General features: G+C 67.7%; 11 protein-coding genes and 1 pseudogene. 9 read left to right on the plus strand and 3 right to left on the minus strand.

What is annotated here, in order from left to right:
- The first annotated feature begins 67 nt into the window (after window positions 1-67).
- The 6 genes and pseudogenes from AC5Y46_RS09295 to pknB all read left to right on the plus strand — a co-directional run bounded on the left by AC5Y46_RS09295 (window position 68) and on the right by pknB (window position 8100).
- Entirely contained in the window at window positions 68-535 is a 468-nt protein-coding gene (locus AC5Y46_RS09295; RefSeq protein WP_499942979.1) for an FHA domain-containing protein FhaB/FipA, read from the plus strand.
- A gap of 52 nt (window positions 536-587) precedes the next feature.
- Window positions 588-2102 (plus strand): PP2C family protein-serine/threonine phosphatase, encoded by a 1515-nt coding sequence (locus AC5Y46_RS09300; RefSeq protein WP_499990925.1) that lies wholly within the window; start codon window positions 588-590, stop codon window positions 2100-2102.
- Window positions 2099-3511 (plus strand): FtsW/RodA/SpoVE family cell cycle protein, encoded by a 1413-nt coding sequence (locus AC5Y46_RS09305; protein WP_499990820.1) that lies wholly within the window; start codon window positions 2099-2101, stop codon window positions 3509-3511. Before AC5Y46_RS09300 ends, AC5Y46_RS09305 begins: the two co-directional genes overlap by 4 nt.
- A complete protein-coding gene (gene pbpA / locus AC5Y46_RS09310; RefSeq protein ID WP_499990823.1) occupies window positions 3508-4986 on the plus strand; it encodes a D,D-transpeptidase PbpA in 1479 nt (492 codons plus the stop codon). Before AC5Y46_RS09305 ends, pbpA begins: the two co-directional genes overlap by 4 nt.
- A 25-nt stretch (window positions 4987-5011) precedes the next feature.
- Window positions 5012-6208 (plus strand): annotated as a pseudogene (locus AC5Y46_RS09315) (serine/threonine-protein kinase); the annotation flags it as partial.
- 14 nt (window positions 6209-6222) lie between these two features.
- A complete protein-coding gene (gene pknB / locus AC5Y46_RS09320) occupies window positions 6223-8100 on the plus strand; it encodes a Stk1 family PASTA domain-containing Ser/Thr kinase (protein WP_499990825.1) in 1878 nt (625 codons plus the stop codon).
- Here pknB and AC5Y46_RS09325 read toward each other — a convergent pair.
- On the minus strand, window positions 8078-8785 hold the full coding sequence (locus AC5Y46_RS09325; RefSeq protein ID WP_499990827.1) for an aminodeoxychorismate/anthranilate synthase component II: 708 nt from the start codon (window positions 8783-8785) through the stop codon (window positions 8078-8080). The two genes, pknB and AC5Y46_RS09325, sit on opposite strands and share 23 nt — an antisense overlap.
- A 35-nt stretch (window positions 8786-8820) precedes the next feature.
- On the minus strand, window positions 8821-9576 hold the full coding sequence (locus AC5Y46_RS09330; RefSeq protein ID WP_499942989.1) for a DUF881 domain-containing protein: 756 nt from the start codon (window positions 9574-9576) through the stop codon (window positions 8821-8823).
- A 157-nt stretch (window positions 9577-9733) separates the two neighbouring features.
- On the opposite strand from AC5Y46_RS09330, the gene crgA reads away from it, so the two are divergent.
- Both crgA and AC5Y46_RS09340 read left to right on the plus strand, forming a co-directional pair.
- On the plus strand, window positions 9734-10015 hold the full coding sequence (gene crgA / locus AC5Y46_RS09335) for a cell division protein CrgA (RefSeq protein ID WP_499942990.1): 282 nt from the start codon (window positions 9734-9736) through the stop codon (window positions 10013-10015).
- A 155-nt stretch (window positions 10016-10170) separates the two neighbouring features.
- Window positions 10171-10584 (plus strand): PH domain-containing protein, encoded by a 414-nt coding sequence (locus AC5Y46_RS09340; protein WP_499990828.1) that lies wholly within the window; start codon window positions 10171-10173, stop codon window positions 10582-10584.
- 88 nt (window positions 10585-10672) lie between these two features.
- On the opposite strand, the gene AC5Y46_RS09345 is transcribed toward AC5Y46_RS09340, so the two are convergent.
- On the minus strand, window positions 10673-11221 hold the full coding sequence (locus AC5Y46_RS09345) for a peptidylprolyl isomerase (RefSeq protein ID WP_499942993.1): 549 nt from the start codon (window positions 11219-11221) through the stop codon (window positions 10673-10675).
- A gap of 120 nt (window positions 11222-11341) precedes the next feature.
- On the opposite strand from AC5Y46_RS09345, the gene cwsA reads away from it, so the two are divergent.
- On the plus strand, window positions 11342-11782 hold the full coding sequence (cwsA, locus tag AC5Y46_RS09350) for a cell wall synthesis protein CwsA (protein ID WP_499942994.1): 441 nt from the start codon (window positions 11342-11344) through the stop codon (window positions 11780-11782).
- Window positions 11783-11837: the final 55 nt, after the last annotated feature.

The following is an 11837-nucleotide window of genomic DNA, read 5'->3' on the forward strand; positions in this document are numbered from 1 at the left end:
GACTTTGCCGAGGTGCTCGTCAGCACGGGCGCGAGGTGGGCAGCGCCGGGACGGAAAGGACCGCCAGATGCAGGGTTTGGTACTGCAACTGACGCGTGCCGGGTTTTTGATGCTGTTGTGGCTTTTCATCTGGTCGGTATTGCGGATTCTGCGCACGGACATCTATGCGCCCACGGGCGCGGTCATGGTCCGCCGCGGGCTGGCTTTGCGGGGCAGCTTGCTGTCGTCGCGGCAGCGCCGGGACTCCGCGCGGTATCTGGTGGTGACCGAGGGCGCACTGACCGGCGCCCGGATCACGCTCAGCGGGCAGCCGGTGTTGATCGGGCGCGCGGACGACTCCACGTTGGTGTTGACTGACGATTACGCATCGACTCGGCATGCCAGGCTGTCTCAGCGCGGTTCGGAATGGTATGTGGAAGATCTAGGTTCGACGAACGGCACTTACCTTGACAGGGCGAAGGTGACGACTGCGGTACGAGTTCCCATAGGTACGCCGGTTCGGATCGGCAAAACGGCGATCGAGCTGCGCCCGTGACCCGCGCTTACGCCGCTGATGCCGGCGCAGCCGGGATCAGGGGGTGGCGCTCGTGACCCTGGTGCTGCGCTATGCCGCCCGCAGCGATCGCGGGCTGGTACGCGCCAACAACGAGGACTCGGTCTATGCGGGCGCGCGACTGCTGGCCCTGGCCGACGGCATGGGTGGTCACGCCGCCGGCGAGGTCGCCTCGCAATTGGTGATCGGGGCGCTGGCCCACCTCGACGACGACGAACCCGGTGGCGACCTGCTGGCCAAGCTCGACGCCGCGGTGCGCGAAGGCAATTCCGCCATCGCCGCACAGGTCGAGATGGAACCCGACCTCGAAGGTATGGGGACCACCCTGACCGCGATCCTGTTCGCGGGTGACCGCCTCGGGTTGGCACACATCGGCGACTCACGCGGCTACCTGTTCCGCGACGGCGAATTGACCCAGATCACCAAGGACGACACGTTCGTGCAGACCCTGGTCGACGAGGGTCGCATCACCGCCGAGGAGGCGCACAGCCACCCGCAGCGGTCGTTGATCATGCGGGCGTTGACCGGTCACGAGGTCGAACCGACGCTGACGATGCGCGAAGCGCGCGCCGGCGACCGCTACCTGCTGTGCTCGGACGGGCTGTCCGACCCGGTCAGCAACGAGACCATCGCCGAGGCCCTGCAGATCGCCGACGTCGCCGAGAGCGCCTATCGGCTGATCGAACTGGCGCTGCGCGGCGGCGGACCGGACAACGTCACCGTCGTGGTCGCCGACGTCGTCGACGACGAGTTCGGCCAGACCCAGCCGATACTGGCCGGGGCGGTGTCCGGCGACAGCGACGAGGACCAGCTGACCCTGCCGAACACGGCGGCCGGCCGGGCATCGGCGATCCGGCCGCGCAAAGAAGTCGCCAAACGTGTTGCGCCGCAAGCAGAACCGCCGAAGAAGCCGCGCTGGCCGCGGCGCCGCATCTTCCTGGTGGGCACGATCGCGTTACTGGTGCTGCTGGTCGGCCTGTTCGTCGGACGCTCGATCATCCGCAGCTACTACTACGTCGCCGCCGACAACGGCACGGTCGCGATCATGCAGGGCGTGCAGGGGTTGTTGACCGAGACCTACAAGTTGGCCTGCGTGAATTCCCGAAACGAACTGACCGAGGTCAACCCCGGCAGCAAACCGTCAGACTGTCAGCTGCTCAAGCTGAACGACCTGCGCCCGGCCTCACGGGCGCAGGCCGAGGCCGGGATGCCGTCCGGAACGCAGAACGACGCCAGCAATCAGTTGCGCAAATTGGTCACCGAAGGCCTGCTACCGCTGTGCCCGCCGCAGCGCCCAACCTCCTCGACCGAGCCGTCGGCTCCGTCGACCCGCAGCAGTGGAACCCCCCAATCCAGCCCGGCCCCCACCCCGGGATCCGAGACCCCGACGACGACGACCACCCCCACGTCCAGCACGAGCCCGTCGACGACCCAGACCTCCCCGCCGACCGAGACCAGCAGTACACCGCCGCCACCTGCCCCGACGGCATCGACCGAAACACCTCAACCCGGACTGACACCAGGCGTGGACTGCCGGGCCGCGGCATGACCACGACGGAACTACCCGCACCGGTTGCGGTGACTCCTCCGCTGCCGACCCGGCGCAACTCGGAGCTGCTGCTGCTGATTTTCGCCACGGTGATCACGGTGGCCGCGCTGCTGATCGTCGAGGCGAATCAAGAGCGTGGCCTGCACTGGGACCTGCTCAGCTACGGGCTGGGGTTTCTGACGCTGTTCATCTTCGCGCACCTGGCTGTCCGGCGCTTCGCCCCGTTCACCGATCCACTGCTGTTACCGGTGGTCGCGCTGCTCAACGGGCTGGGCCTGGTGATGATCCATCGGCTCGACCTGGTCGACAAGGAAGTGGGCCGCCACGGTCACCCCAGCGCCAACCAGCAGATGCTGTGGACCCTGGTCGGGGTTGTGTCGTTCGCGCTGGTCATCACCTTTCTCAAGGACCATCGCCAGCTCGCCCGCTACGGCTACGTCTGTGGTTTGAGCGGTCTGGTGTTCCTGGTCATACCCGCGTTGCTGCCCAGGTCGCTGTCCGAGCAGAACGGCGCCAAGATCTGGATCCGGCTGCCCGGCTTCTCGATCCAGCCGGCCGAATTCTCCAAGATCCTGCTGCTGATCTTCTTCGCGGCGGTCCTGGTGGCCAAACGCAGTCTGTTCACCAGCGCCGGCAAACACCTGATGGGCATGACCCTGCCGCGTCCCCGTGACCTCGCTCCGCTGCTGGCCGCGTGGGTGATCTCGGTGGGCGTGATGGTCTTCGAAAAAGATCTGGGCACGTCGCTGCTGCTGTACTCATCGTTTCTGGTGGTGGTCTATCTGGCCACGCAACGGTTCAGCTGGGTGGTGCTGGGGCTGGTGCTGTTCGCCGGGGGCAGCGTCATCGCGTACTACTCGTTCGACCATGTGCGGGTGCGGGTCCAGACCTGGCTGGATCCGTTCGCCGATCCCGACGGCAACGGCTATCAGATGGTGCAGGCGCTGTTCAGCTTCGCCACCGGGGGCGTCTTCGGCACCGGCCTGGGTAACGGTCAGCCCGACACCGTACCGGCGGCGTCCACCGACTTCATCATCGCCGCCTTCGGCGAGGAATTGGGTCTGGTCGGCCTGGCCAGCATCCTGATGCTCTACACGATCGTCATCATCCGCGGCATGCGCACCGCGATCGCCACCCGCGACAGCTTCGGCAAGCTGCTGGCCGCGGGCCTGGCCTCGACGTTGGCCATCCAGCTGTTCATCGTCGTCGGCGGGGTCACCAAACTGATCCCGCTCACCGGGCTGACCACGCCGTGGATGTCTTACGGCGGGTCGTCACTGTTGGCCAATTACGTGCTGCTGGCAATCCTGGCCCGCATCTCCGACGGTGCCCGGCGCCCGCTACGCACCCGTCCGCGCCAGAAGTCACCGATCGCGGCGGCCAGCACCGAGGTGATCGAGCGCGTATGAACACCTCGCTGCGCCGGATCTCGGTGACCGTGATGGCGCTGATCGTGTTGCTGCTGCTCAACGCCACGATGACGCAGGTTTTCACCGCCGACGGGCTACGCGCCGACCCACGCAACCAGCGCGTCCTGCTCGACGAGTACTCCCGCCAGCGCGGTCAGATCATCGCCGGCGGCCAACTGCTGGCCTACTCGGTGGCCACCGACAGCCGGTTCCGCTTCCTGCGGGTCTATCCCAACCCCGCGGTCTACGCCCCGGTCACCGGGTTCTATTCGTTGCGCTATTCCAGCGCCGGGCTGGAACGGGCCGAGGACCTGTTGCTCAACGGCTCCGACGAGCGCCTGTTCGGCCGTCGCCTGGCGGACTTCTTCACCGGCCGCGACCCGCGCGGCGGCAACGTGGACACGACCATCAACCCGCGCGTTCAGCAGGCCGGTTGGGACGCGATGCAGGAGGGTTGCGGAGGGCCGCCGTGCAAGGGTGCCGTCGTCGCCCTGGAACCCTCGACCGGCAAGATCCTGGCGTTGGTGTCGTCGCCGTCGTATGACCCCAACCTGCTGGCTTCGCACAACCCCGACATCCAGGCACAGACCTGGCAGCGCCTTCGGGACAGCCCGGACAACCCGCTGATCAACCGGGCGATTTCGGAGACCTACCCGCCCGGCTCCACGTTCAAGGTGATCACCACCGCCGCGGCGCTGGCTGCCGGCACCAACGAGAACGCGCAGCTGACCGCCGCGGCGAGCATCCCGCTGCCCAACAGCACCGCCACGCTGGAGAACTACGGCGGCACCCCCTGCGGCGACGGTCAAACGGTGTCGCTCAGTGAAGCCTTCGCCAAGTCGTGCAATACCGCTTTCGTCCAACTCGGGCTGCTCGCCGGCGCCGACGCGCTGCGCAACATGGCCAGAGCGTTCGGACTCGATGAGACGCCGAGTCCGATACCGCTGCAGGTGGCCGAGTCCACCATCGGCGCGATACCGGACCGCGCCGCGCTGGGAATGACCAGTATCGGGCAGAAGGACGTGGCGCTCACCCCGCTGCAGAACGCCGAGGTGGCGGCCGCCATCGCCAACGGCGGCGTCTTGATGCGGCCCTACCTGGTGGAGAGCCTCAAAGGCCCCGATCTGGCCAACATCAGCACCAGCGCTCCGTACCAGCAGCAGCGCGCGGTGTCGCCGCAGGTCGCCGCTAAGCTAGCAGAGTTGATGGTCGGCGCCGAGAAAGTCGCACAGCAGAAAGGGGCCATTCCCGGCGTGCAGATCGCATCCAAGACGGGCACCGCGGAGCACGGCGCCGACCCGCGGCACACGCCGCCGCACGCGTGGTACATCGCCTTCGCACCCGCGCAGGCCCCCAAGATCGCGGTGGCGGTGCTGGTGGAGAACGGAGCCGATCGACTCTCGGCGACCGGTGGCGCGTTGGCCGCGCCGATCGGGCGGGCAGTGATCGAGGCCGCGTTGCAGGGGGGGCCATGAATCCGGAGCGAGCGGGAGGCAGAGCATGAGTCCCCGCGTTGGGGTGACCCTGTCCGGCCGATACCGGCTGCAGCGGCTCATCGCCACCGGCGGCATGGGCCAGGTCTGGGAGGCGGTGGACAACCGGCTGGGCCGGCGCGTCGCCGTCAAAGTCCTCAAACAGGAGTTCTCCCAGGACCCCGAGTTCATCGAGCGGTTCCGGTCCGAGGCCCGCACCACCGCGATGCTCAACCACCCCGGTATCGCCCAGGTCCACGACTACGGCGAAAGCGCGTTGGACGGAGAAGGCCGCACCGCCTACCTGGTGATGGAGCTGGTCAACGGCGAACCGCTGAACTCGGTGCTCAAACGCACCGGCCGGCTGTCGTTGCGCCACGCGCTGGACATGCTGGAGCAGACCGGCCGGGCGCTGCAGATCGCGCACACCAACGGCTTGGTGCACCGCGACGTCAAACCCGGCAACATCTTGATCACCCCGACCGGGCAGGTGAAGATCACCGACTTCGGCATCGCCAAGGCTGTCGACGCGGCGCCGGTGACCCAGACCGGGATGGTGATGGGCACCGCGCAATACATCGCCCCCGAGCAGGCCCTGGGCCATGACGCGACGCCGGCCAGTGACGTCTACGCATTGGGAGTTGTTGGCTACGAAGTGGTTTCGGGCAAGCGCCCGTTCACCGGCGACGGTGCCCTGACGGTGGCGATGAAGCACATCAAGGAGCCGCCGCCGCCGTTACCGGCCGATCTGCCGCCCAACGTGCGCGAGCTCATCGAGATCACGCTGGTGAAGAACCCCAGCCAGCGTTACCGCAGTGGTGGCCCGTTCGCCGATGCGGTCGCCGCGGTGCGGGCCGGCCGCCGCCCGCCGCGGCCCAGCGCGACACCGCCGGCCGGTCGTGCCGCACCCGCGGCGATACCGTCGGCCACACCGGCGCGGATCGCGCCCAGCACGACCACGAACCGGACGGCCGCGCCGCGGCGCTCCCAGTCCAGCTCGGGGCGTCGCCAACCGCCGGCGCGGCGCACCTTCTCCTCCGGGCAGCGGGCGCTGCTGTGGGCCGCGGGCGTGCTCGGGGCGCTGGCCATCATCATCGCGGTGCTGATCGTCATCAACTCCAAGAACGACAACGAGCAGCAACAGACGCCGACGACCGTCACCAACACCGGAAGCGCGCTGTGGACTGCTGGGGAGGAAACGGGTACTCCTGGGGTGCAGCCCCGATTCGAGACACCACGATGACTACCCCTCAGCATCTGTCCGACCGTTACGAATTGGGCGAGATCCTCGGCTTCGGAGGTATGTCCGAAGTTCATCTCGCCCGCGACCGACGGTTGCACCGCGACGTCGCGGTCAAAGTGCTGCGCGCCGACCTGGCCCGTGACCCCAGCTTCTACCTGCGCTTCCGGCGCGAGGCGCAGAACGCCGCCGCGCTGAACCACCCAGCGATCGTCGCCGTGTATGACACCGGCGAGGCCGAGACGCCCGCCGGGCCGCTGCCCTACATCGTGATGGAGTACGTCGACGGGGTGACGTTGCGCGACATCGTGCACACCGACGGCCCGATGACGCCCAAACGCGCCATCGAGGTGATCGCCGACGCCTGCCAGGCGCTGAACTTCAGTCACCAGAACGGCATCATCCACCGCGACGTCAAGCCGGCCAACATCATGATCAGCTCGACCAACGCGGTGAAGGTGATGGACTTCGGCATCGCCCGGGCGATCGCCGACGGCGGCAACAGCGTCACCCAGACCGCGGCGGTGATCGGCACCGCTCAGTACCTGTCGCCCGAGCAGGCCCGCGGCGACCCCGTCGACGCCCGCTCGGATGTCTATTCGCTGGGCTGTGTGCTGTACGAGATGCTCACCGGCGAGCCACCTTTCACCGGTGATTCGCCGGTGTCGGTGGCCTACCAGCACGTCCGCGAAGATCCCATCCCGCCCTCGGAACGACACGAGGGGATCTCCGCCGACCTCGACGCCGTCGTGCTCAAGGCGCTGGCCAAAAACCCCGAGAACCGGTACCAGACCGCCGCCGAAATGCGCACCGACCTGGTCCGCGTGCACAACGGCGAGGCGCCCGAGGCTCCCAAGGTGCTCACCGGCGCCGAGCGCAAGGCATTCATGTCCTCCTCGGGTCCCGGCCACGGCGGTCCGCGGACCGACCCGCTGCCCCGGCAGAACTTCGACGAGTCCGACACCGGCGGTGGTGCCTCGGTGGGCCGCTGGATCGCCGTGGTCGCGGTGCTGGCGGTGCTGACGATCGCGGTCACCATCGCCATCAACACCTTCGGCGGCAACACCCGCAAGGTCCAGGTTCCCGACGTGCGCGGACAGGCATCCGCCGACGCGATCGCCGCGCTGCAGAACAAGGGCTTCAAGACGCGCACCCAGCAAAGGCCCGACTCGACGATCCTGCCTGACCATGTGATCGGCACCGACCCCGTCGCCAACGCGTCGGTGGGCGCCGGCGACGAGATCACCGTCAACGTTTCGACCGGTCCCGAGCAGCGCGAAGTGCCCGACGTGTCGTCGCTGACCTATGCCGAAGCGGTCAAGAAACTCACCGCCGCCGGCTTCAGCAAGTTCAAGGAAGCCAAGTCGCCGTCGACCGCCGAGCAAGCCGGCAAAGTGATCGGCACCAACCCGCCGGCCAATCAGACCCAGGCGATCACCAACGTGATCACCATCATCATCGGCTCGGGTCCGGAGACCAAGCAGATTCCCGACGTCGCGGGCCAGACCGTGGAGATGGCGCAGCGCAACCTCACCGTCTACGGGTTCTCGAAGTTCAGTCAGTCGTTTGTGGACAGCCCCCGCACCGCCGGCGACGTGATCTCCACCAATCCGCCCGCAGGCACCACGGTGCCGGTCGATTCGGTCATCGAATTGCAGGTGTCCAAGGGCAATCAATTCGTGATGCCCGACCTGTCCGGGATGTTCTGGACGGACGCCGAGCCCCGGCTGCGGGCGCTGGGCTGGACCGGGTTACTGGACAAAGGCCCCGACGTGGACGCCGGTGGCGCCCAGCACAACAAGGTCGTCTACCAGAGCCCGCCGGCCGGTACGGGAGTGAACCGCGACGGCGTGATCACGCTGAAGTTCGGTCAGTAGCCCCGGCCTGACCGGCCACCTCGGCCGGGAAATGCGGCCGCACCGCGGTGAGGACCTCGTTTTCCAGTCGGCGCACCAACGTGTCGTCGCGCGCCCAGCCGCAGTAGGCCAGCCAGTTGGCCAGCATCCGGTGACCGCCTTCGGTCAGGATCGATTCGGGGTGGAACTGGACGCCGTGGATGGGCAGCGCGGTGTGCCGCACGGCCATGATCACGCCGCTGGGGGTGTGCGCGATCGCCTCCAGCTCGGTTGGCAGCGACTCCGGCAGGATGGTCAGGGAGTGGTAGCGCGTTGCGGTGAAGGGATCCGGAAGTCCTTGCAGCACACCGGCATTGGTGTGGATGACGCTGCTGGTCTTGCCGTGCAGCAACTCCGGTGCGCGGTCGACGGTGGCCCCGAACGCCACCCCGATCGCCTGGTGTCCGAGGCATACCCCGAGCAGCGGCGTGCCGGCCGCGGCGCAGGCATGGACCATGCTGATCGAGGCGCCCGCGCGCTCGGGGGTGCCGGGGCCGGGACTGAGCAGCACACCGTCGAAGTCGGTGGCGACGGTCTCGGGGCCTTCGGCCCCGGTGAGTCGCGCGTCGTCGTTGCGCCACACGGCGGCCTCGACGCCCAGCTGACCCAGGTACTGGACCAGGTTGAACACGAAGCTGTCGTAGTTGTCGACGACCAGAATCCGCACCGTGACAGGTTACCGCCCGGGTCCGATGACCGTTGTCAGTAGCCGATCGGCCCCATCGGCTTCGCGTAGTGCAGGCGGACCGGTTCGGCATGGCCGACGATCTGGACGTCGGGCTTGACGTCCTCGCGATAACCGAGCCCGAACCGCACCACGTACTGCTTGTACAGCGTGACCAGAGGAGCGGCGGCCAGGGCGTTCTGCATTGCGGTGGCGTTGCCGATCGCGGTGATCGAATAGGGCGGGCTGTAGGTACGGCCGTTGAGCAGCAGCGTGTTTCCGACGCAGCGCACCACCGAGGTGGCGATGATGCGCTGGTCCTGCATCTGGATCGCCTCCGCCCCCGCGCTCCACAGCGCGTTGAGGACCCCGTCGATGTCCTGCTGGTGCACGACCAGGTCGTCCGGAGTCGCGTCGCGGGGGAACCGGCCGTTGGCGTCGCGCTGCGCGTCGTTGAGGACGACCACGAGGCCGGGCCCGTGCACCGGATTCATGTCGGCTTCGCCGGCCAGCTCGGCGGCCCGCCGCAACATCGCGCGCAGCGCGGTGTCCGCGGAGCGGCCGTGCGCGGTGTCGAGCTTGCCAGTCAACTCCTCCCGTTCGGCGTCCAACCGGATCACCGAAGCCCGGGCCTCACGCACCAGGTCGACCAGGCGCGGCGCGTCGCTGCGGCGGATCTCGCTGCCGCCGGACACTCCGTGCGTCGCGGCCAGCAGCACCCCGGCCAGCAGACACACCACCGGGACGCCGAAGCGCCACGGCGACCGGCGCTGGTCGGCTCGCTGATCGGCCAAGGCTGTCTCCGTCTCCTGGTCGTGGCTGCCGGTGAGCTAATCTCGTACCCGAGATCCGCCTGCAGCTGCAACCGTAATCGTTGCACTTGTCCCGTTCGTTCGATTACCAGTCGCTTCGTTCGATTACCACTCGCTCGTCCAATATCAGAGGTAGCAAATGCCGAAGTCCAAGGTCCGCAAGAAGAACGACTTCACCGTCAGTGCGGTAAGCCGCACCCCGGTGAAGGTCAAGGTCGGGCCGTCGAGCGTGTGGTTCGTTTGCCTGTTCATCGGTCTGATGCTGATCGGCCTGGTGTGGCTGATGGTTTTCCAGCTGGCGGCGTACGGGCCGCAGGCCCCGGCTGCCCTGCACTGGATGGCTGAACTGGGTCCGTGGAACTACGCGATCGCGTTCGCCTTCATGATCACCGGGTTGTTGCTGACGATGCGTTGGCACTGACCGTCAGCGCAGGCGTAATGGATTCATGTCGTGTGCGTCGTGTTAGCACGCCAGCAACCATCCGGACACCCAATCACACGCGTGTGATTCATCCCCACTGTTGATAGCTGCTGTGGATAACCGTATCCGTGGTGGTGAAAGGGTCCAAAGAGGGCATGCAGCAAACTGAATGGTCGCCGCGTACCGCCGGAATCGCAGCGTGCGGCGTTGGCGGTGCGATACTAGCTATCGCCGCTGTGACCCTGGTCACAGATCCTCCGGGGCGTTTCATCGCCGGAGTTGCCGCGGTGGGTCTGCTGCTGTTTGCCGGCGCGTCGTGGCGGGCGCGACCCAAGCTGGCAATCACCGCCGACGCCCTGCTGGTGCGCGGTTGGTTCCGCACCCAGGTACTGCGCCGCGAGATGATCGAGATCATCAAGATCAGCGAGTTCCGCCGGCACGGGCGCCGGGTGCGGCTACTGGAGATCGAGACCGTCGGCGGGGGGCTGATCGTGCTGTCCCGATGGGACCTGGGCACCGACCCGCTGGAGGTACTCGACGCGCTCACCGACGCCGGCTACGCCGGTTAAGCCGGTCGGGGCCACGTTTCGGCCGAGCAGACGCAAAAGCACCCGATTTGGCCGGTCTAAGGGGGCTTTTGCGTCTGCTCGGCAGGGTTCAGGAGATGGTGATGGACTCGATCGCGACCGCTTCGAGGGGGCGGTCGCTGCCGTCGGTGGCCGTCGACGCGATCGCGTCCACGACGCGCTGCGACTCCGGGTCGACGACCTCGCCGAAGATGGTGTGCCGCCTGTTCAGGTGCGGGGTCGGGCCGACGGTGATGAAGAACTGCGAGCCGTTGGTGCCCGGGCCGGCGTTGGCCATCGCAAGCAGGTAGGGCCGGTCGAACTGCAACTCGGGGTGGAACTCGTCGGCGAACTTGTAGCCCGGGCCGCCGCGCCCGGTGCCGGTGGGGTCGCCGCCCTGGATCATGAAGCCCCGGATCACCCGGTGGAACACCGCGCCGTCGTAGAACGGTCCCGACGGCCCGCCCGACGCGTTCTGGGTCGAGTACTCCTTGGTGCCTTGCGCCAGGCCGACGAAGTTGGCGACGGTCTTGGGCGCGTGGTTGCCGAACAGGGCGACCTTGATGTCTCCCTTGTTGGTGTGCAGCGTGGCGCTGGCGGTCTGATTAGGGCTGTTGGTCACGGGATCACAGTCTGCCATCACCCGCGGTTCGCGCGTCAGCCGGTGCCACTGGCATCTGTTTGATGTCGGTACTGGCTCGACGACCCGGTACCTGATAGGACTGCGTAGGACTCGAGCGGTAGACAGAGAGGCGGCGCGATGAGCGTGAAGTCCGACGGCACGGTCGCATCCGGGCTGACCCCCCGGGAGCGGCTGACCAGAGGCCTGACCTACTCGACGGTGGGACCGGTGGATGTCACCCGCGGCCTCGTCGGGCTCGGGGCGCAGGGCACCCGGTCGACCGCGACGGAGATTCGTCGCCGCTACCGGGAGGGCCGGCTGGCCCGCGAACTCGCCGCGGCCCAGGAGACGATCGGCCAGGAGCTGGCAGCCGCCCAGGAAGTCGTCGCCAACTTGCCGCAGCTGCTGCAGGAGGCCCGCCGTAATCAGCGCCGCAGCAAGAAGCCCTGGGTGATCGCGGGTGCCGCTGGTGTCGCGGTCCTGGCCGCCGGTGGTATCGCGTTCAGCATCGTGCGCCGCTCGTCGCGTCCGGACCCGTCGCCCCTTCCGCCCAGCGTCGACGTCCAACCCCGTCCGTAGTCGCTGCCGCGGCCCAGGCGAGGGGCCGCAAAATGTACGGCGAAGCACCGGTTTT

Source organism: Mycobacterium sp. NGS59 (assembly GCF_059812345.1).